Annotated in this window: 19 protein-coding genes; 13 read left to right on the top strand and 6 right to left on the bottom strand. The window is 38.1% G+C overall.

The window, feature by feature from the left end:
* Positions 1-4: 4 nt before the first annotated feature.
* Together AC3WSO_RS21210 and AC3WSO_RS21205 are read right to left on the bottom strand one after the other, a co-directional pair.
* Positions 5-1,909, bottom strand: coding sequence for a heavy metal translocating P-type ATPase (locus AC3WSO_RS21210; RefSeq protein WP_492533457.1), 1,905 nt, complete (start codon positions 1,907-1,909; stop codon positions 5-7).
* 391 nt (positions 1,910-2,300) lie between these two features.
* Positions 2,301-3,839, bottom strand: coding sequence for a fumarate hydratase (locus tag AC3WSO_RS21205; RefSeq protein WP_492533455.1), 1,539 nt, complete (start codon positions 3,837-3,839; stop codon positions 2,301-2,303).
* A 391-nt stretch (positions 3,840-4,230) separates the two neighbouring features.
* Here AC3WSO_RS21205 and AC3WSO_RS21200 point away from each other — a divergent pair, with 391 nt between their 5' ends.
* Entirely contained in the window at positions 4,231-5,022 is a 792-nt protein-coding gene (locus AC3WSO_RS21200) for a YwqG family protein (RefSeq protein ID WP_492533454.1), read from the top strand.
* Positions 5,023-5,310: 288 nt separating this feature from the next.
* On the opposite strand, the gene AC3WSO_RS21195 is transcribed toward AC3WSO_RS21200, so the two are convergent.
* Positions 5,311-5,496, bottom strand: a complete 186-nt coding sequence (locus AC3WSO_RS21195) for an SE1561 family protein (RefSeq protein WP_049668848.1) — start codon at positions 5,494-5,496, stop codon at positions 5,311-5,313.
* A 369-nt stretch (positions 5,497-5,865) separates the two neighbouring features.
* Here AC3WSO_RS21195 and AC3WSO_RS21190 point away from each other — a divergent pair, with 369 nt between their 5' ends.
* Positions 5,866-7,044, top strand: coding sequence for an MFS transporter (locus AC3WSO_RS21190; protein ID WP_492533453.1), 1,179 nt, complete (start codon positions 5,866-5,868; stop codon positions 7,042-7,044).
* A 568-nt stretch (positions 7,045-7,612) separates the two neighbouring features.
* Here the strand turns inward: AC3WSO_RS21190 and rlmD are convergent.
* Together rlmD and AC3WSO_RS21180 are read right to left on the bottom strand one after the other, a co-directional pair.
* A complete protein-coding gene (gene rlmD / locus AC3WSO_RS21185; RefSeq protein ID WP_492533452.1) occupies positions 7,613-8,992 on the bottom strand; it encodes a 23S rRNA (uracil(1939)-C(5))-methyltransferase RlmD in 1,380 nt (459 codons plus the stop codon).
* 44 nt (positions 8,993-9,036) lie between these two features.
* The gene (locus AC3WSO_RS21180) at positions 9,037-9,855 is read right to left on the bottom strand and encodes a polysaccharide deacetylase family protein (protein WP_492533450.1); all 819 of its coding nucleotides are present in this window, start codon (positions 9,853-9,855) and stop codon (positions 9,037-9,039) included.
* Positions 9,856-10,166: 311 nt separating this feature from the next.
* On the opposite strand from AC3WSO_RS21180, the gene recX reads away from it, so the two are divergent.
* From recX to AC3WSO_RS21165, 3 genes are read left to right on the top strand one after another with little or no spacing between them, the layout of a single operon-like run.
* Positions 10,167-10,970 (top strand): recombination regulator RecX, encoded by an 804-nt coding sequence (recX, locus tag AC3WSO_RS21175; protein WP_492533448.1) that lies wholly within the window; start codon positions 10,167-10,169, stop codon positions 10,968-10,970.
* Positions 10,967-11,296: a YfhH family protein gene (locus AC3WSO_RS21170; RefSeq protein ID WP_492533447.1), complete on the top strand. Its 330-nt coding sequence runs from the start codon at positions 10,967-10,969 to the stop codon at positions 11,294-11,296. Before recX ends, AC3WSO_RS21170 begins: the two co-directional genes overlap by 4 nt.
* Positions 11,297-11,566 carry a YfhJ family protein gene (locus AC3WSO_RS21165; protein WP_492533445.1) on the top strand — a complete coding sequence of 90 codons (270 nt, stop codon included), beginning with the start codon at positions 11,297-11,299 and terminating at the stop codon, positions 11,564-11,566.
* Between the two features lie 39 nt (positions 11,567-11,605).
* Here AC3WSO_RS21165 and AC3WSO_RS21160 read toward each other — a convergent pair whose 3' ends face one another.
* Positions 11,606-12,592, bottom strand: a complete 987-nt coding sequence (locus AC3WSO_RS21160; RefSeq protein WP_492533443.1) for a metal-dependent hydrolase — start codon at positions 12,590-12,592, stop codon at positions 11,606-11,608.
* Positions 12,593-12,809: 217 nt separating this feature from the next.
* Between AC3WSO_RS21160 and mutY the strand changes: the two genes are divergently transcribed.
* From mutY to AC3WSO_RS21120, 8 genes are all read left to right on the top strand, one after another.
* Entirely contained in the window at positions 12,810-13,844 is a 1,035-nt protein-coding gene (gene mutY, locus AC3WSO_RS21155) for an A/G-specific adenine glycosylase (protein ID WP_492533442.1), read from the top strand.
* Between the two features lie 82 nt (positions 13,845-13,926).
* Positions 13,927-14,103, top strand: coding sequence for a gamma-type small acid-soluble spore protein (locus AC3WSO_RS21150; protein ID WP_492533440.1), 177 nt, complete (start codon positions 13,927-13,929; stop codon positions 14,101-14,103).
* 354 nt (positions 14,104-14,457) lie between these two features.
* Positions 14,458-15,006, top strand: coding sequence for a nucleoside tri-diphosphate phosphatase (gene ntdP / locus AC3WSO_RS21145; RefSeq protein WP_349661097.1), 549 nt, complete (start codon positions 14,458-14,460; stop codon positions 15,004-15,006).
* A gap of 251 nt (positions 15,007-15,257) precedes the next feature.
* Entirely contained in the window at positions 15,258-17,003 is a 1,746-nt protein-coding gene (locus AC3WSO_RS21140) for an ABC transporter ATP-binding protein (protein ID WP_492533438.1), read from the top strand.
* 551 nt (positions 17,004-17,554) lie between these two features.
* Entirely contained in the window at positions 17,555-18,568 is a 1,014-nt protein-coding gene (locus AC3WSO_RS21135) for an ABC transporter ATP-binding protein (RefSeq protein ID WP_492533436.1), read from the top strand.
* Positions 18,543-19,532, top strand: coding sequence for an ABC transporter ATP-binding protein (locus AC3WSO_RS21130; RefSeq protein ID WP_492533434.1), 990 nt, complete (start codon positions 18,543-18,545; stop codon positions 19,530-19,532). The genes AC3WSO_RS21135 and AC3WSO_RS21130 overlap by 26 nt, the downstream gene beginning before the upstream one ends.
* A 21-nt stretch (positions 19,533-19,553) precedes the next feature.
* Complete coding sequence (locus AC3WSO_RS21125) at positions 19,554-21,173, top strand: ABC transporter substrate-binding protein (protein ID WP_492533432.1); 1,620 nt, start codon at positions 19,554-19,556, stop codon at positions 21,171-21,173.
* Positions 21,174-21,371: 198 nt separating this feature from the next.
* The gene (locus AC3WSO_RS21120; protein ID WP_492533430.1) at positions 21,372-22,376 is read left to right on the top strand and encodes an ABC transporter permease; all 1,005 of its coding nucleotides are present in this window, start codon (positions 21,372-21,374) and stop codon (positions 22,374-22,376) included.
* Positions 22,377-22,386: the final 10 nt, after the last annotated feature.

Here is a 22,386-nt window from a genome sequence, read left to right as displayed (position 1 = left end):
TGTTTTAGACGTTTTTATTCAGCATACGTAAGCCGTTTAAAATAACTAAAATGGTGCTTCCTTCATGACCGATTACACCTAGTGGTAAATCGACGACTTGTAAAAAGTTTGAGGCAATTAATAAAACGATAACGCCGATTGAGAAGAAGATGTTTTGTTTGACGATACGTTGCATTTTACGTGATAAACGTACGGCATAGGCAATTTTTGATAAGTCATTTTTCATTAAAACGACATCAGCTGTTTCTAAAGCAACATCTGTTCCTTCTCCCATAGCAATTCCGGTAGTGGCAGTTGCTAATGCGGGTGCGTCATTAATGCCGTCACCGACCATCCCCACAAATTTATGTTCAGAAAGAAGTCGTTTCATCTCAGTCACTTTTGTTTCGGGGAGACATTCTGCGACGTATTCTGTCACACCTGCTTCCTTGGCGATTACCTTTGCTGTTTTCTCATTGTCGCCCGTTAGCATGACAACGTTAATACCTAGTTCTTTTAGTAATGAAACTGCTTTTTTTGCTTCGTTTCGCACGGTATCCTTTAAGGCTGCTAATGCAACGATGCCATCCTTGTCACGAATGAAAATAACCGTTTTTCCTTCTGAAGTGAGTTTTTCTGCTACGCCATTTGCAAATTCATTTGCCTCATCTATACCAACAAAATCTGGTTTACCAACAAGGTACTCGACCTCATTAACGTAACCTTTAATACCCCAACCTGGGATATCTTTAATAGTGGTCTGAGGAAATTGTGTGATCCCTTCTTTTCTTGCGAATAAAGTAATTGCCTGAGCAAGTGGGTGGTTCGATTGAGCTTCAATACCTGCAAGGTTGGCCAGTGCGTTTTTACGGTCTAATCCTTCGCGAACAATGAAATCAGTAACGGTTGGTTTACCTTGTGTTAAAGTACCTGTTTTATCTATTGCAAGTGCACGCAATGCACCTAGATGCTCTAAGTGTAAGCCTCCTTTGAATAGTACACCATGTTTTGCGCCATTTGAAATGGCAGCAAGTGTTGCTGGCATAATAGATGCAACAAGTGCGCATGGAGAAGCAACTACTAGGAGTACCATTGCTCGGTAGAATGTTGTCGTCCAGTCCCAACCTAGTACAAAGTGAGGTAGAAACATCATGATGGCAACGGCAAGTAGCACGAATTTCACATACGTACCTTCGAATTTTTCTATAAACTGTTGTGATGGAGATTTTTCACTCTGAGCATTTTGTACAAGCTGGATAATTTTTTGGAATAGTGTTTCGGAATTTGGTTTTGTCATTTCCATTGTAATGGCACCATTTAAGTTCACTGTTCCTGCAAATAACTCGTCGCCTTCCTGTTTTGCTACTGGAAGTGGTTCGCCGCTAATGGCAGATTCATCGATAGAAGACTGCCCTTTAAAGATTACGCCGTCTGCCGGTACACGTTCACCGGGCTTGATAAGTAGGTGATCACCAATTTGTAGAGTTGATACAGCAACTTTCATTGGTTCAAAACCACCACGAACAAGCCAAGCCTCTTCAGGTTGTAAATTCATGAGTGCAGAAATTTCACGGTGACTTTTGTTCATTGCGTATGTTTCAAGAGCACCACTCACAGCAAAGATGAAAATAAGAATAGCACCCTCCGTCCAATAACCAATTGCTGCTGAACCAATCGCGGCTAATACCATCAATAGTTCAACGTTAAGCGCCTTATTCTCAATGGTTTCTTCAATACCTTCTTTTGCTTTTGCAAATCCACCAACGCAAAATGCAATAATATATAAAAGAATAGAGGCTGTTGTTTGTCCGCTAGTATCTAAACGCCATGCAAGCAAAATAAACAAACCTGCTATAAGGGCGGCGATTAATTCAGCGTGTTCTTTCATTTTCTCAATTAAACTAATTTTTTCTCGATTAGAATGTTCCACTTTTATCCCTCCTGATAATGAAAATCAATATCAAAATCTATATAAATCAATGATTATAAACTTTTTCTAATTGAAAATAGATTTCAATTAATATCTTTTTAATTTAGAATTATTATAACAAAAGAATTTTAAAAAAGAAAGTGAGAAATTAGAAGGGATTTTAACTTCTTTCAGCAGTCCTAAACACGAAGCCGATTTTGAATGCAATTATGCCAAGGCAATTGATAGAAAGTGGAATAAAAGTGGCATTAGATTGAGTTTGGGGTGATTATGAAGGCTTTTTGAAATGTTTTTGAACATATGAAAAGCACAGATATTCATAGGAATATTCTGTGCTTTTCAAATTTGTGTAGTAGAAATGGCTTAACTTCAGAAAGAAATTGCTTCTTTATTAGAATACTCGTTCTGCGTGAAGTGCAAGTTTTTCTAGAGATGATTTATCTACATCTGCATGTAGTGAGTTACCGTGAGAGTCCATTGTTACAACAGCTGTGAACTTCTCAACGTTTAAGTGCCACATCGCTTCTGGAATACCGAATTCCATTAGGTCAACACCATCAACACCTTTAATGCAGTCTGCGTAGTATTGTGCAGCACCACCGATTGCATTTAAGTAAACGCCACCGTGTTCTTCTAATGCAGCAAGTGTTTTTGGTCCCATACCGCCTTTACCGATTACAGCACGGATACCGAATTTTTTCATGATGTCACCTTGATATGGCTCCTCACGAATAGAAGTAGTTGGACCAGCTGCTTTTACTGTCCAGTTACCTTCTTCGTCTTTTGCCATTACAGGACCACAGTGATAAATAACTTGTCCATTAAGATCAACTGGAGCATCGTGGCTCATTAAATGATGGTGAATTGCGTCACGGCCTGTATACATACGACCAGTAATTGATACAACATCACCAACTTTTAGAGAGCGAATTTGTTCTTCAGAAATAGGAGCAGTAAGTTCTACTACATTTGCAGTAGTATCTTCTGTTGTTGCTGCGACTTCATCTTCTTTAAATGTAATTTTTTCGCCTTCTTGATAATGCCAGTTAATAATTTCGCCAGTTTGAGGATTGATGTCCACAGCCATACGACGGTATGCCCAGCAGTTATAAGCTACTGATACGTAGAATGAAGCAGGGATACGGTGCATAACACCAATTTTACAACCAAGTAATGTTGCTTCACCACCGAAGCCCATTGTACCGATTCCAAATGTATTAGCAGTTTTCACTACATACTCTTCTAATTTTGCTAGATCAGCATTTGGATTTGTATCTTCCACATGACGGAATAATTGTTCTTTCGCTAAGTCGTAACCAGAAGAGCGATCGCCACCGATTCCTACACCGATGAAACCAGCTGAACAGCCTTGACCTTGAGCTTGGTATACTGAGTGAAGGATACATTTACGAATACCATCTAAATCACGACCAGCACGGCCAAGACCTTCAATCTCACAAGGTAGGCTATACTGAATGTTTTTATTTTCACAGCCGCCACCTTTAAGGATTAATTTAATTGTAATATAGTCTTTTTCCCATTGTTCGAATTTCATAACAGGTAGACCGTCACCTAGGTTATTACCGCTGTTAGCACCTGTTAATGAATCAACCGCATTTGGACGCAATTTTGCATCTGCAGAAGTATCGACAATAGCTTTTTTAATAGCTGCTTTAATTTCTAATTGGTTTACACCAACAGGCGTATAAATTTTGAATGTTGGTAGTCCAGTATCTTGACAGATTGGTGATACATTATCTTCTGCCATAATAATATTATTTGAGATTGTGTCTAAGCTCATTGCCGCACGAGTACCTGAGTTCTCAGCTTCTTTAGCTTTCTTAATAGCACGACGTACGTCTTTTGGTAGATTCGTAGACGTTTCAGTAATTAAATCATAAAGACTTTTCTCCAAAGTTTGGATATTCATTTAGTATTGCCCCCCATAAAAATTTGATTATTTCCACGTATATTATACTCTTTTCAACTAATGAAAAAAAGAGTTCAACTCATTGGGGTCGGAATTAAAGGCCTATTCTCAAAAAGAGGAAATTTATATGTTAAATTATGTTAATCAATTTGTTGTTAAGGTTGTAATAAGATAATTGCAGCAGGGTAATAAATAATATCTTTAAACGAATATAGTAGGACTCGAAGCCGTTTTCTCGAGAAGCACTTGATTTATGCACTTATATGATTAACCTACCGGTGAACGGAAGTTTCTTGCCTTATTCATAAGCAGTAGTTTCATCATCATGAAGGTTGTTAAAACGGAACATTCGTTCTATAATGAATTTAAATTTACTTTAGGAGGTAATAGAATGAAGTTACTTAATTTACCTGAAGCATTTGAACAAAATAGGACTGTAATAGAGGATACGATACAGCCGACTGTATTGATTGAAACAGAAGTACGAAAAACTTCTTTATTTGAAAGTAAGTTTGCTGGCGATCCGTATTTTCCACTGTCAATGGAGTATCCGAAAAGTCCAGAAGGGCGACCATTAAAATTACTGGCTCAAATTAATTTTGCAGATGCTCCGAAGCATTTACCAAACTTCCCTAAAGAGGGAATCTTGCAGTTTTATATTGATGGATACGATGATGTACTAGGGATGGATTTTGACAATGGTCAAAATCATGAGGGCTTCCGTGTTGTTTTCCACGAACATATTGTTAGTGATGAGTCACAGCTAGTACAAGATTTCTCATTTGTTGAAGCGAACGAAGAAGAATTATACTTTCCTGTGGAAAAGGAAATGGCATTGTCCTTTGGAACGGGCTATGAACCATTATCAGCAAATGACTTTAGAAGTGAAAAAACATATGCGAAGATTCTTGCTACTATAGAAGACGACGATCAATTAGTAGACTCATTTTATGAAACATTAAATAGTACAGGGCATAAAATCGGGGGATACCCATTCTTTACTCAGGAAGATCCAAGAGCTTATGGTGACTATACAGATTCAACAATTTTGTTGCTTCAAATTGACAGTGTAGGTGATCATATTCTGTGGGGGGATGTCGGGGTCGGCAACTTTTTCATCACAGAGGATGAACTAAACCGTAAAGATTTTAGTAAAGTTCTATATAATTGGGATTGCTATTAATTTAATAAAAAGCAAGTGGATATGAGTTTCCACTTGCTTTTTTATCTTCAATCAGCAAATTTTTATTCTGAAGGTAGTGAGATGGATGTTGATAGGATCCTTTTTAAAACCTACTGAAATAGAAAAGAACTCAGTCTAAGAACGCCACGTCCTGTGGAATGTCTGAGTGGCCAATATCACGTTGGCCTAAAGCCTCCGGTGGATGTCACGGATTTTGTAAGGAATGAATTGCGCTGGGCACAATTCAAAATCCGGACGCAATTACGCTAAGGCGGAATGGATTAGTAATTATTGTTCACGAGCATTAAATTGCTCCATTTTGTCCTCTAAATCATCCATCATTTGAATTAAACGATCAATATCCTCTAATTCAGTTGTTTCAGGATCAATAGCATCTAAAACTTCTAAAAACATTTCAAGACGCTCTTTTAAGTAATTCATTTGCTGTTTTTTATCAGTGATTGGATTTGACATACATACACCTCATTTCGTCCCCTCCATCTTAGCTGATTCGGGACTAAATTTCAATGTTTAGGTAAACACCTAGGACTTAGCGATTATTTTTAAAAAAAAATAGACAGAATATTTACAATATTGAGGGCGTGTGTTAAATTAATATTAAGAAAAAGCAAAGGAGCTGATTTAAAAAATCCAAAAAGACTCTAACTCGAAAAGGAGGGAGTTTAAACAAGTACTCGGCCAATATAAAAGCCGAAATTCGTGTTTATACAATTAAATGGAGATAAGTGTTAGTTAGGCCTTAGCGTAAAATCACATGTGGTGAGCGCTAAGGCTTTTTGATATGCTGTTCTTTGGAAGAATGATTGTATGTTGGAGGAAAAGATGACGTACTTCTCAGATTACAGTAAAAAAAGATTTGCCATTCTAGTGTTGATTGTATCTATTTCAGGCTTTTCACAAGGGATGCTTTTACCGTTAATTTCAATTATTTTCGAACGTGATGGGGTATCCTCCGCGTTGAACGGATTGAATGCAACAGGTCTTTACATAGGAACTTTATTAATCTCACCATTTATCGAGCAGCCATTACGAAAATGGGGCTATAAACCGATTATATTAATTGGCGGTGCATTTGTGTTTGTTTCACTGCTAATATTTCCTTTATGGAAAAGTGTGACTTTTTGGTTTGTCCTGCGCTTACTCATTGGAGTAGGAGACCATGCATTACACTTTGCAACACAAACGTGGATTACAAGCACCACAGATCATAAAAGCTTAGGAAAGGGTATGGCCATTTATGGCTTGTCCTTTAGTACAGGCTTCGCAGTTGGACCTTTAATGGTAAAACTTATACAAGTTGCAGAAGCATTACCGTTTATTGTGTCCTCTGCTATGTGTTTATTTGCATGGGCTTTTGTATTCCTTTTACAAAATGAAAAACCAGAGCGTTTAACGGGAGACTTACATGCAAGAGGCTGGCATCGTTATAAAATAGCCATTGCATTTGGATGGATTGCATTTTTAGGGCCATTCGCTTATGGGTTTTTAGAATCTGCTTTAAATGCTTTGTTCCCGGTCTACGCTTTACGTAAAGATTTTGATGTGAATATGATTCCTATTATGTTATCAGTCTTTACATTTGGCGGAATATTAACGCAGGTGCCGCTTGGCGCAGTAGCGGATAAAATAGGACGACGTTATGTCCTGATGATTGGCTCATTTGGAGGGGCTATTATTTTTGGGATTGCCAGTTTTTTAGAGCATTCTCAAATGGCAGTAGCCGTAGCATTTTTCTTTACAGGTACATTAGTAGGTTCGATGTTTTCATTAGGTATTACCTATATGGCAGATTTAACACCAAAAGAGCTACTGCCAACAGGAAATCTGCTTTGTGGCATTGCCCTTAGTATCGGTAGCTTAACAGGGCCATTTTTAGGGGGCATTTATTTAGAATATGTAAATTACAGCTTCCTTTTATTAGTAGCGATGCTTTTGCTAATTATAGCTATTATTTTGTTAGTATTTGGGCGAAATAAAAATAAGCGAATGGTGTCGATGTAATGTTTTTTTGAAATCATCCTTGAAGCGGAAAGAAGAGAGTCAGTCAAATAGTTCAGGTAGAGGAAGTAACAGCTCAAGTAAATTGCTAGCTTATAAGCTTTTGTGCTATGTATAATTTGGGGCAAAATAAAAGAGCGGGGCTCATCTTCCCGCTCATAAAACAAAAAAACGCCCAGCAAATCCGTGCTGTTATGGCGTTCTTTGCGTGACAAGGATGTTCCGTCCAAGTCACATAGGTTTGGCACCTAGAATGATATTATACAGACAAGCAAACATAAAATCAAATAAAATTTGTAAAGTAATTTTTGGACTTTTGGATGACTATCTCTATATAATAGAAGAACTTTAACGAAGATGGCTAATCCATGCATCCGTAGCTGTGCATTACATAGAAAAATAAAATACAAAACAAGCGTCTCTTAATTTTAGGAGACGCTTGTTTTGCTTTTATAAGAACTTATTTTAGAGGGCATGGCATTAGTATTTATTTTGAAGGCCACTGAATTGGATAATTTAAAACGATTAAAAAAGGACGCCTAGAGTATGCTAAAGACGTCCTTCTTCATCATTATTTATTCTTCAACACAAGCTTCGCAACGCATTCCACCTGCGCCGTCTGTGCAAACATATCCACTGGCTGAATGTACTCTACATCATAAAACTTCGATAATTCATTTAAATCCTTCGCTAATGTTGAAGGATTACAAGACGTATAGACAAAGCGTTTCGGTTTTAGCTTCAACACCGTGCGGATAAACTCTGGTGCAAGGCCTGTGCGTGGTGGATCAACCGTAATAACATCTGGTGTAAATCCTTCCTTGCGCCATTTTGCTAAAACACTTTCTGCTGTGCCGACTGCGTATTTTGTATGCTTGAATCCATGGTTTCGGGCATTTTTACGTGCATCCTGAATGCTTTCCGGTATAACATCCATTCCACGAACTTCTTTAGCTTTGTCAGCTAGCCATAAACCGATTGTTCCAACACCGCAGTAAGCATCTACAACTGTTTCTTTGCCTGTTAATGCTGCTGCTTTTTTGATTTCATCATAGAGATGAACAGTTTGTGTTGGATTCAGTTGGAAAAAGGCACGAGCTGATAAATCAAAGGCTAATTCACCAAGCTCCTCGTGAATCGTTTCCTTACCATCGAGGACAATCGTTTCGTCGCCAAAGATTAACGATGTTTTCTCACGATTAATATTTTGAGCGATCGATACGATGCTTGGGTCGATTTTTTTAATACGTGCAATGAGCTCGGCTAGATGTGGAATTTCCTTACGTGTTGTGACAAGCACGACTTGTGTTTCACCCGTACGAATCCCTGTACGTACAACAATCGTACGCACTAAGCCATCAAGCGTACGACCATCGTAAATAGTAATATTCAGTTTTTGTAAAATTTTACGTGTTGCCACCGTGATTTTTGATGTAATCGGATGTTGCACTAGGCAATCATTGATGTTCAGTAACTTGTTGCTACCTTCTGCAAATAGCCCAGCATAGACACGCTTACCCTCTTTACGTACTTGATATTGACTTTTGTTTCGATAATTCCATGGATTATCCATCCCTAGGGTTTTACGAACTTCAACTGAAGTAGCTAATGGTTTAGCGTAACGTTCTAATGCTTGAACGACAATATCACGCTTTTCAATCATCTGTTTTTCATATGTCATATGTTGAAGCTGACAGCCGCCACATTCGTTGTAAACTGGGCATGGTGCTTCTTGGCGATGTTTTGAAGCTTTACGAATCGTTACTATTTCTGCTTCGGCGAAATTTCGCTGTGTTTTAGTTACTTGTGCTGTAATTTCTTCCCCAGGAATGGCACCCTTTACAAATACGACATTACGCTTATAAAAGCCTACGCCTTCACCATTAATACCTAGTCTTTTTATTATTAGAGGAAATTTTTGTCCTACTTCCATTGTTGTTTGTTGCGTCAAGCTTTCCACGTCCCTGTTCTTTTAATATCATCTCCCCATTATAACTAAGGAGTAGACGATTGCAAAGCGACAGGGAAATCTTCATGTTCTAAAACTAAATCGTTAAGGGATAAAAATGTATAGCCTTGTTTTTTCGCATCGGCAATAAACCTAGGGAGCGCTTCAGCGTTATCCTGCGCAACAGTATGCATTAATATTACGGCACCTGGATGAAGCTGTTCCATTAATGCGTTATACGCATAATCTGCGCCACGTCGTACATCTCTTTCCCAATCCTTAAAGGCAACAGACCAGAAAATATGACGATAGCCTTCAGCATTGCCTACCTCTAATAATTTCGCATTAAATGTACCTTCAGGCGGGCGAGCGTATGTTGTACGTTCAATACCCGTCAATTCACGCAGTTTATCGTCAAGCTTTTTCCATTCTTTACGCATACCATCGGGCGTTAGTCTCGCCATATTTGGGTGCCCATATGAATGGTTGCCGATCATATGGCCATCTTTAACCATGCGTTTCACTAAATCAGGGGCACTTTCTAAATAATGACCAGTTAAAAAGAAGGTAGCTGGTGCGTTTTCTTTCTTTAACGTATTCAAAATGCTTTCCGTAAACCCATTTTCATATCCGTTATCAAAAGTTAAATAAGCAACTTTATTATCAGGCTTTCCTTTATAAATGGCGTCATATTTCTCAACTATCTGATCAAGCTGTGCTCCAGCCTCTGCTTGTTCACCGTTCTTCGCTCGCTTAAAGCCCCAGTTGTATTCATCAGATCCAGAGGCCGAAAATGGATTAAAGCTAATTGCCGCGGCAATAATAAAAGTAGCAATTACCGATCCTACTATATGCTGTTTCCACATAAAAACGCATCCTTTCTTTTTTATTAGAATGTGTTATTTTTTTAAAAATTATCCTACTTGATGTCATTAAAAAAGTTCCTTGTTGATGGGGATTTGATTTTTTTAGCGGAAGTCTCTCATTTCTATAGATAGTGAAATGAATGCAGATTTAAGCTGCTTTTCTGCGGGTGTTCAAACATTCGCGGAAGAGGAGCGAATACCCACGGAAGCGAGGGAAATACCTGCGGAAGGAGAATACCCGCGAACCGAGAAAATACCTAAAAAGCAATACCCACGAAAAATGTTATAATGGTTATAGTGAGGTGTTACGAATGCGTGTTATTACGAAGATTGCACGTCAAAAAAACAATCCAGAACGTTATAATATATATTTGAACGAAGAATACGCTTTTCCTGTAGATGAGGCAATTCTCATTCAATTTGGGTTAACGAAAGGCAAAGTGCTGGAGGAGTTTGATATTCAGGAAATTGCCTATGAGGATGAGATTCGAAAAGCTTTTAATAAAGGATTAAATTTTTTATCTTATCAAATGCGCAGTGAGCATGAGGTTAAGAAAAAGCTACTCTCATTAGAATTTGGGGAAGCTGTTATTTTAGAGGCTATACAAAAGCTTAAGTCGTATGGTTTTTTAAATGATGAAACTTACTCCAAGGCGTTGCTCGATACGAAAAAGGCTACGATGAAAAAGGGACCCAAAGCAATTAGGCAGGACCTTATGAAAAAAGGGATTGATAAAAGCTTACAGGATGAGGTATTGGCTACATATAGTCATGGGGAGCAGGTAAAGCTTGCGATACAATTGGCTGAAAAGGTCATTCGATCGGAAAAAAAGAAAACGCCAACTCAAATAAAAGCTAAAATTCAAGATTTTTTAATGAGAAAAGGTTATTCTTTTAGTGTTTTTGATGAGGTGCTTAGTCAAATAGAGATTGAGCAAGAGGAAGATGAATGGCAACAGCTACTGGATGTACAAGGCGAAAAAGTTTGGAAAAAGTATTCATCGAAGTATACTGGTTTTGAATTGAAGATGAAAATAAAGCAGGCGCTCTATCAAAAGGGTTTTCCTATAGAAGTTATAGATCGTTTTATAGAAGAGAAGGAGAATGAGGAATGAACGAAAGAAATTATGCTGCGATGTCAGAGCATGAACTACGTGAAGAAATAGCTAGAATTAAGGAAAAAGCACGTAAGGCGGAACAGCTAGGCATCATTAATGAATTCGCAGTATACGAGCGCAAGGCTTTAATGGCTGCAGCTTATTTAGTGGATTTAGATACAATAATTCCTGGAGAGATGTATCGTATTGACGGTTCTGAAAATGAATTTTTCCAAGTGGATTATTTAAAAGGACGTTTCGCATGGGGCCATCGCTTAGGGGGCGAAAAATACCAAGAGGCTTTACCTGTTTCAATGCTATCTCCTGTAAAGGTGGGCAAATAAATGGATGAAAAAATTGAAAAGCTAACAGCTGAGTTACTTGAAAAAAATCCGGAAATGTCAGTAGGTCGTGCACGAGTATGGATTGAGCTTTTATGGAGTGATTTCGAATCGACTTCTGCGAAAGCTGGTTACGCTTATCGTGGTGCGGAATACACTGAAAATTTGGTGCGTCAATTAATTGCCAGCTATGGTGATAAACTTCATGCATTTGCGGGACGTAACCCCAAATACGCACATTTACTTGATGCTAGTGATGATATGGTACAATAACAAAACCCTGGCCAAATTATGGCCAGGGTTTACTGATGTTTAATTACTTGCGCCAACTTGTAATTTTTTCTGGAGTTTATCTTCTGTAAAAATCCAGCCTGTGTATGAAGTGATAATCTCATTGTCCTCGTTTAAATGAGCGACAGCCACGAAAGGATAGCGATTGTCACTACGGTAACGCAGATCAATTAATCTTACTTCTGTTAAGCCATTATCGAGTTCTGAAATTTCCCAACGATACAATGGTGAGAATGACAGGAATGCAGCAAGATTGGGATCTTTCAATGCTATTTCAATAAGAGGCGTTTTCGGCAAAGGTTTTATTTCGAATTTATCATAAATATTAACAGCTCGCCCATAAGCACGGCCAACATAATAATGCGTTTTGGATTTTGCTGCAATACGCCAGTGGAAGAACCGCATTGTAGGGGCTACAATAACATACTCTTCATCCTGAATTGTATTATGCACAGCTTTCTTTACAGCCTTTTGAACCGAAAATCGTAAAATGTAGTAAACGATAATTATGAGATACATGATACTAAATGTCCAAACAGGATTAACACCAAATGCCCAAAGCAAAATGCCAATGCAATGTAGTGTAAAAATAATAGGATCAAATGTATTAATGACACCAAGTGCAACCCATCTTCTAGAAAACGGTCGAAGTGCTTGTGTCCCATAAGCGTTGAAAATATCAACAAAGACGTGAAGTGCTACAGCTAAAAATGTCCAAAGCCATAAATGAAACACATTTGCGTCTTGAATAATAAATGCTAAAACCGCTGTAATTAAGATGGGCCAAATAGCTACTGCTGGTAGTGAATGTGTAATTCCACGATGATGTCGAATATAAATTGCGTTGTTGCGCAGTTTTAAAACTGTATCGACATCAGGTGCCTGCGAGCCAATAATTGTACCTGCCATTACTGCGGTAAAGGTCATTGAATGACTTGCTACAACGGGATCAGCTAATGCAAGACCACCGAGGGCTATACCCATAACGAAATGTGTACCTGAATCCAAAAATATCCACTCCTTGTATGCATCTAAATAGAGTACAATTTGCATACATGTATATTTCAATAATCCGTAATACTTGATATTTCTCTATTAAGACTGTCGTGCTAAAATCTTAAAGCTAGAAAATAATGGCGCTTTTTGTCGTTTTAGACAGATGATCTTTTCTTAATTGTATACTCTTTTTACCATAAATAAAATCGTAAAAACACTGGAGGTCACTGTGAATTATCCATATGTAACAGAATTTCGACAATCTTTAGTCGAATGGTTTAATGTTGAGAAACGTGATTTACCTTGGAGGCATACAACGGACCCTTATAAAATTTGGGTATCGGAAGTGATGCTACAGCAAACACGTGTCGACACAGTTATTCCTTATTACAATCGTTTCATGGAAAGTTTTCCTACATTAGAATTACTCGTGGAAGCTCCACAAGAATACTTATTAAAGCATTGGGAAGGCCTCGGCTATTATTCCCGTGCACGTAACTTACAAGCGGGTGTTCGCGAGGTATTAGAAAACTACGGTGGGGTAGTACCCGATAATCGCCATGAGATTTCAAAATTAAAAGGCGTAGGTCCGTATACTGCTGGAGCTATTTTAAGTATTGCCTATAATAAGCCCGAACATGCAGTGGACGGCAATGTTATGCGTGTTTTAAGTCGTGTGCTCACTATTCATGATGATATAGCTATTCCAAAGACTAAAAAGATTTTTGAAGAGGCTGTTGAAGAACTAATTGATCCTGAAAATGCTTCGTCCTTCAATCAAGGCTTAATGGAGCTGGGTGCACTTATTTGTACGCCAACTTCACCAAAGTGTTTATTGTGTCCGGTTCGGGAATACTGTACCGCTTTTCAAGAAGGCGAGCCTGAAAAATTACCAATCAAATCTAAAAAAGTGAAGATGAAGCATCTCACATACGATGTGCTTGTATGCCAAGATGACAAAGGGCGAATTTTATTAGAGCAGCGTCCAGCAGAGGGTTTACTAGCTAATCTATGGCAGTTCCCAATGCTAGAGGACGGTAAAGATTCAATAGATACTTTTATTAATGATTATGCTATGAATGTTCAATCGCAACAGAATTTGCTAACATTTAAACATGTTTTTTCACATTTAACATGGCATATAAATAGCTATTCTATGAAATGTAATTCAGCAGAAAAGGGCGAATGGCTGACTCCCGAACAAATAGAATTGTTACCAATGTCCGTTCCAATGCTGAAAATTTGGCAGGAAATAAAGGATTAACCTGGAAAAATATTTATATAAAATTTGTAGGCATAAAAGCATTCACCTCGGTACACAATAATGAGCGTGGAGGTGAATGAAAATGAAAAAGCAAAACAACCAGAATTTCCAACCGAATAAAAACATGCAACGTCAAAGTCAAGAATTTGGTTATGAAACAGACGTTAATGAAGTGCAAAAGCAAAATACTAAAGCAGAGCAGAAAAAAGCTCAAGCTTCAGGTAACTTCAACAAAACGAACCAAGATCTTGGTGAATAACACTTTGTAATTGCATAATTGCATTTACCTCTGAGGAGCTGTCTAAAATCGAAAAGATTAAAAAGGGCAGCTCCTTTTGAATTTTTATATAGCAAGATAAGAAAACGGTTCAGGTGATAAGAAACTGCTCGGGTAGCTGATAAAACCATGCTCCGATACATGAATATAAACAAAAAATTCCAATCGGGTTAGTGTTATAATTAAATTTGCTTTAAATTAACGAAATTTTGTACAAATTAAAAAAAGCGCAGGGAAATTTGTGGTTTTCTAACTACACCTTTCGCGTACACATTGCTATAATATACTAGAGACTGCTAGATTTAGGTAGCATAGACGAAAAGGTGGGCTTCAAAGATGGCAATACCGGTAGAAGGAGAAACGATACAAATACATAGTTATAAACACAATGGCCGCATCCACCGTGTTTGGCAAGAAACAACGGTTTTAAAAGGCACAAAAAATATCATTATCGGTGCGAATGAGCGGACACTTGTAACAGAATCCGATGGTCGAACGTGGCTAACGAGAGAGCCTTCTATTTGTTATTTCCATGCGGAGTACTGGTTTAATATCATTTGCATGCTACGTGAAGATGGTGTGTATTATTATTGTAATCTAAGCTCACCATTTGTTTTCGATAATAATGCCATTAAATATATTGACTATGATTTAGATATTAAAGTTTTCCCCGATATGTCTTATTCACTCTTGGATGAGGATGAATATGAGTTGCATCGTAAGGAAATGTCATATCCAGATGTCATAGATAAAATTTTAAAACGCAATGTCGATAAATTAATTAGCTGGATTCAACAAAAAAGAGGACCCTTTGCACCTGATTTTATCGATGCCTGGACAAGTCGATATAAGTTTCAGCTCGATATGCAAGCAGATGATTATTAGTTGCACCTATTAGTTTTACTAATAGGTTTTTTTTATTGGGAAATAAGTATTAAAGGAAAAAATGTAAAAAGGAATGTTATATAAGCTGATTGCAAAATAGTTCGTGACAAAGCTAAATTAACTGTATTTAAAACAAAATATTGCTATAATACGTTTGGGCATTCATTTTGTGGATGTCTGTTTCTTTTTATGTAGAAGGGGTTCCCCTTACATTTGCTAAATATGGTTTTTGATAAGGATGTGATAATAAATTGGGTAGTATAAAGCGTTATATGAGATTTGTAAAACCATATACATGGGAAATAATTTTAACGATTTTAATTGGTATAGTGAAATTTGCAATTCCGTTATTTATTCCATTACTCATAAAAATTGTGTTAGATGATATTATTGCTGCAGATCATTTAACGGATGCAGAGAAGACTAAAGAACTGTTTTATTGGTTAGGTGGCACGATCATTGTATTCTTTATTATTCGACCACCGATTGAGTATTACCGTCAATATTTTGCTCAAAATGTCAGTAACAAAGTGCTTTTCGATATTCGAAAACAAATATATGCACATTTACAGCGACTAAGTTTAAGATATTATGCCAATACAAGAGCTGGCGATGTGATTTCAAGAGTGATTAATGATGTGGAACAAACAAAAAACTTTATTATGACAGGCTTGATGAATGTTTGGCTGGACCTTGCGACAATTGTTATTGCAATCGGTATTATGTTTGCTATGGATGTTAAGCTAACGCTAGTAGCATTGATTGCGTTCCCATTCTATGCGTTTAGCGTAAAGTTCTTCTTTGGTAAACTTCGATCTTTAACACGTAAACGGTCACAAGCACTAGCTGGAGTGCAAAGTTATTTACATGAACGTGTAGCTGGAATGAGTATTATTAAAAGCTTCACGCTAGAAAAACATGAGCAAAAATTATTCGATGATGCAAATGGAGAATTTTTAGAGAAAGCGCTGGATCATACGAGATGGAATGCTAAGTCATTTGCAGTGGTGAATACAATTACAGATGTAGCACCACTCCTAGTCATTGCTTATGCAGGCTATCAGGTTATTAATGGACCTCTTTCAATCGGGACGATGGTTGCTTTTATTGCCTATATCGAACGACTTTATGGTCCACTTCGTCGCCTTGTAAGTTCATCAACAATGTTAACACAGTCCATTGCATCAATGGATCGAATGTTTGAGTTAATAGATGAACCTTATGAAATAAAAAACAAGGCCAATGCGTTAGAGCTACCTCGGGTAAAAGGTGAAGTTCGTTTTGACAATGTGAACTTTCAATATGAAGAAGAGAGCTCACAAATTTTAAACAATATCAATTTTACAATTAATCCTGGGGAGACAGTTGCGTTTGTAGGAATGAGTGGTGGAGGAAAATCAACTATCATTAGTTTAATTCCTCGTTTTTATGACACAACGAGTGGCACCGTATGTATTGATGACTATGATGTGCGTGACGTATCTCTACATTCTTTACGCTCACAAATTGGAATAGTACTACAAGATAATATTTTGTTTAGTGATTCTGTAAAAGAAAATATTTTAATGGGCATGCCAGATGCTTCTGATGAAGAGGTTATTGCTGCAGCAAAAGCAGCGAATGCACATGATTTTATTATGAGCTTACCAGATGGTTATGACACAAAGGTCGGGGAGCGCGGTGTGAAGTTATCAGGTGGACAAAAGCAGCGGGTAGCGATCGCTCGTGTGTTTTTAAAAAATCCTCCTATTTTAATACTGGATGAAGCAACCTCTGCGTTGGATTTAGAAAGTGAGGCACTTATTCAGGAATCATTGGATGTACTTGCACATGAACGTACGACCATTATAATTGCTCACAGACTTTCTACAATTACACATGCAGATAAAATCTTTGTTATAGATCATGGACAATTAATTGAAAGTGGTACTCATGAGCAATTAATGCATAAAGAGGGGACTTACTTTAATTTATTCCAGGTGCAACATTTAGATTGATATACAACGTTATGATAGAAAAAAACTGGCTCACCATAATGTGGGGTTGATTTCCGTTCCGGCCAGGCGCTTTGTTGCTGCCGCTGCGCTTTCGCACAGTTAAAACATTTGTTGCTGCCGCTGCGCTTTCGCACAGAGCAGAGCTTCCTGGGGGCGTCCGATGAGCCGCTTCACTCGCGATGCTCGCTCCAGGGTCTCATCTGTGACGCTGATCCCCAAGGAGTCGCCTGGCCTCCACTCCAATCAACTTATTCTCATGACATATGTTTTAACAAAATGTCATCTCTATATTTTATTAATGAGTCAATAATTTAAAAATAGCCTTCCGTTTAAGCATAAATGGAAGGCTATTTTTTTGTCTTATTTATAAATTAGTATCAATTAATAAGACATTATTAATATGAAACTCGAACGATGTAGAAAATCTATGTTTATTGCAGAACAATTATGATTGAAAGAGCGATGCTTTTTGGTTAGAATTATCTGAAAATAGGGAATTGAGTGATAGTTAGAGTGATTAAGTAAAAATATAGGACGATGGGAGATTGATCATGAGAAAAAAGCTGCTAGAAATAAAAGGCTTAAAGACAACCTTTTTTACAGATGATGGACAAATTCCTGCCGTAGATGATATTGATTTTTCTGTTCATGAGGGAGAAATACTAGGGATAGTAGGGGAATCAGGAAGTGGAAAAAGTGTTACATCCCTGTCCATTATGGGTTTAATACCGTCACCGCCTGGAAAAATAACAGGGGGGGAAATACGGTTAGATGGTAAAAACCTCGTAACATTATCTGATAAACAAATGCAGAAAGTTCGTGGGAAAGATGTGGCGATGATTTTCCAAGAACCTATGACATCCTTGAATCCTTTATTTACAATTGGGGATCAGCTAAAAGAAGCGATTTTAATCCATAATCCCAAATGGTCGAAAAAAGAAGCCTTTGCAAGGGCAGTTGAAATTATGAAGCTTGTAGGTTTACCTCGTGCTGAGGAATTATTAAAAGATTATCCACATCAGCTATCTGGGGGAATGCGACAACGAGTCATGATTGCGATGGCGCTTGTCTGTGATCCGAAGGTGCTAATTGCTGATGAGCCGACTACTGCGTTAGACGTTACGATTCAAGCTCAAATCTTGCAGCTGATGAAAGATTTAAATAAACGTTTAAATACAGCTGTTTTATTAATTACGCATGATTTAGGCGTTGTGGCAGAAACATGCGAGCGAGTGATTGTGATGTATGCAGGTCAGATAGTAGAGGAGGCACCTATTCAGGAGATATTCGTTAATCCAAAGCACCCCTATACACAAGGACTTATTAAGTCTGTACCAGATATGCGCTATAAGAAGGACAACCTTTACTCTATACCAGGCAGTGTACCAAAACCCGGAAGTATTCAGGTAGGCTGCCGTTTTGCAGCACGTTGCGAATTTGCGATGGAACGCTGTATACAAGAAACACCACCTTTATATGAAGCTGGAGAGCAGCATAAATCAAGATGCTTTTTACTAGAGAAACAGGAGGTGGAGCAACATGTCGAAAACTTTATTGAAAGTTGATGGTTTGAAAAAATACTTCCCCATTCGGAAGGGGGTCCTTAATAAACAAGTTGGGGACGTAAAGGCAGTAGATGATGTTTCCTTTGAAGTTTTTGAAGGAGAAACATTAGGTATTGTAGGTGAGTCCGGGTGTGGTAAATCAACGACTGGTCGACTTTTAATGCGATTGCTTGAGCCAACTGAGGGCAAAATTGAATTCGCAGGAAAGGTAATTTCTGAATTATCCAATAATGAAATGCGCAAAGCCCGTAGAGATATTCAAATGATTTTCCAAGATCCTTATGCCTCTCTTAATCCTAGGCATAATATTGGGAAGATATTGGAGGAGCCTCTTATTGTTCATGGAATGGGCAATGCAAAAGAACGGAAGAAGAAAGTGTTAGAGCTTCTCGAAATTGTTGGGTTAAATGAATATCATGTGAAACGGTATCCACACCAATTTAGTGGTGGTCAAAGACAGCGTATCGGCATTGCCCGTGCACTGATGACGAATCCGCGCTTGATTATTGCGGACGAGCCTGTCTCTGCTCTTGATGTATCTATACAGGCTCAAGTATTGAATTTATTGCAAAACCTACAAAAGGATTTAAAGCTAACTTATATTTTTATCTCCCATGATTTAGGGGTTGTACGCCATATTAGTAATCGTGTAGGTGTGATGTATTTAGGAAAATTAGTGGAGTTGACAGCAAGCGAAGATTTATATGCTGAGCCACTTCACCCATATACACAGGCGTTGCTATCCTCGGTACCTGTTCCGGATCCTACGTTTGAACGTGAACAGCTTGTTATTTCTGGAGATATTCCGAGTGCTTCGAATCCACCAAGTGGTTGCACTTTCCATACGAGATGTCCATTTAAAAAAGAAGAATGTTCTCAAGTAGTTCCTAAAATGCAAGAGGTGAAACCGGGTCATTATGTTGCTTGTCATCTTTACGATGCAAACCAACATTCAATGATATAAAAAAACTTAGGGGGAAATTGAATGAAGAAAAAAAAGCTTTGGACTTTGGGTGTAATGCTTATCCTTGTTCTTTCGACAATCTTAGCTGCTTGTGGCGGTTCAGATTCTAAGGATACGGGTAGTAAAGATACATCAAGTGGTGGTGACTCAAGTAGCAGTAGTGAACTAAAAACATTAGTATATGGTCGTGGTGGCGATTCTACTGCTCTCGATCCAGCGACAGTAACAGAAGGTGAATCGTTTAAAGTTACCGTTAATATCTATGAGACTCTAATTAACTTTGGAGAGAAGGATGTAACGTTGCACCCAGGGCTAGCAAAATCTTGGGAATCTTCAGAAGATGGGTTAACGTATACTATGCAACTTGAAGAAGGGGTTAAGTTCCATGACGGTACTGACTTTAATGCTGAAGCAGTCGTGAAAAATTTTGAGCGCTGGAAAGCTGGTGGTGCTGATAAATTCCCATACTACGCTTCTCAATTTACGGTAAATGAAAAGCCAGTAATAGAGTCGATCACTGCTGATGGGGATAATAAAGTTATATTTAAACTAGCTCAGCCACAAGCACCATTCTTGAAAAACTTAGCGATGTCACCATTTGCTATTGCTTCACCAACAGCATTTGAAAAGAATGATGAGGCACTTAAAGATCATCCAGTAGGTACTGGTCCATTTAAATTTGTAGAGTGGAAACGAAATGATTCTATCACTATTGAGAAAAACCCTGATTACCGTATTGCAGATTTGCCGAAGTTAGATAAAGTTATTTTCCGTTCTATCCCAGATAACTCCGCACGATTCAATGCATTAACTAATGCTGAGGTTGATGTAGTTGATGGCTTAAGTCCATCTGATAAAGCTTCAATCGAATCAAATGGAGATTTACAATTAATCGAACGTCCGTCTATGAATGTTGGTTATCTTGGATTAACAGTAACTCGTCCACCGTTCGATAATGTAAAGGTTCGTCAAGCGGTAAATCATGCAATCGATAAGCAAGCATTAGTAGATGCATTTTATGAAGGCTTAGGCGAGACAGCAAAAAATCCGATGCCTTCAATAATTGCAGGCTACAACGATGAGGTTGAAGGCTATGATTATGATCCAGAAAAAGCAAAAGCGTTATTAGCTGAAGCTGGCTATGATGGTAAAGAAATTGAGCTATGGGCAATGCCTGTACCACGTCCGTACATGCCTGACGGTCAAAAAATTGCAGAAGCCATTCAGAAGAATTTAGCAGATGTTGGTATGAAATCTAAGATTGTAACGTTTGAATGGGCTACGTATTTAGAAAAGGCGGAAAATGGAGAGGCAGATGCGTTCTTACTTGGTTGGACAGGTGATAACGGGGATGCAGATAACTTCCTTTACACTTTATTAGACGGAGATAATATTCATTCTAACAACTATACCTTCTATGACAACAAAGAAGTGCACGAATTATTTGTTGCAGCACAAACTGAAATGGATGAGGACAAGCGTAATGACCTTTACAAGCAAGCGCAAGTGATTATCTCTAAAGATGCACCATGGGTTCCGCTTGCTCACTCTACGCCAATTTTAGCTGCTAATACTAAAGTTACAAACTATGTTGCACATCCGACAGGTTCTGACCGCTTAGATACAGTAGATGTGAAGTAGGTTTAAACGGCTATCCCAACAGGTTTTAATTTAAGAAGAGAAGAAATTTTAAAGAATCTGCTTGCTTTCTGCGGGTGAGCCGTAGAAATCTAGCGGATTCTTTTGTTGGTGAAAGCTGACCCTTTCTACAGTATGTGTAAAGACCTCAATGCTTTTCGTGCAAAAGTATATTATGAAAATAACAGAGGGGTGAAAAAAATGCTTCACTATATGGGGAAACGATTATCCCAACTAATCCCAGTTTTGCTTGGAATGACTTTCATCGTCTTCATGTTAATTCGTGCAATTCCTGGTAATCCAGCACAAGTAATTTTAGGGCAGCAGGCTACGAAAGAAGCGGTCGAAGCGTTAAACGCAAGTTTAGGATTAAATAAGCCGTGGTATACACAATATTTTAGTTATTTAGGTGGCATTTTTCAGGGGGATTTAGGAGTATCATTACGTACTAAATTACCCGTATCAGAGGAAATTTTTCCGTATTTAGCAGCAACAGCTGAGCTAGCGCTGTTTGCCATGATTATTGCAGTGATTGTTGGCGTAAATGCAGGCATTATTTCTGCATGGTTCCAAAATTCTTGGTTCGATTATGTGGCAATGGTAGTTGCTTTAGTCGGGGTGTCTGTACCGGTTTTCTGGCTCGGTTTAATGGAACAATGGGCATTCAGTAATCAGCTTGGCTGGTTCCCGACATCTGGGCGAGAAGATGTGCGAGATCCAATAACCGCCATTACTCATTTTTATTTACTAGATACGCTCATCCAAGGCCGCTTTGATCAATTTACTGAAGTAGTAAAACGATTAGTATTACCGGGCATGGCTCTTGCGACAATTCCAATGGCGATTATTGCAAGAATGACTAGGTCGTCTATGCTTGAAGTAATGCGCTCTGACTATGTACGCACCGCTAGAGCAAAAGGGCAAAAAATGTTTATTGTGGTTTATAAGCATGCATTGAAAAATGCCATTATCCCAGTGTTAACTGTCATAGGGTTGCAAACAGGATTGCTACTAGGTGGTGCAATTTTAACAGAGACAATTTTCAGCTGGCCTGGAATTGGTCGTTATATATATGATGCCATTGGGTTCCGAGACTATCCTGTAATTCAATCAGGTATTTTAGTAATTGCTTTTATTTTTATCATGATTAACTTAATTGTGGATTTACTGTATACAGTAATTGATCCGCGCATTAAATACAAATAGAGGGGAGATG

The sequence above is a fragment of the Lysinibacillus sp. EB106-09-02-XG168 genome (genome assembly GCF_058791475.1).
Note: the sequence above shows the minus strand (reverse complement) of the source record. Positions and strands in the feature narration are given on the sequence as shown.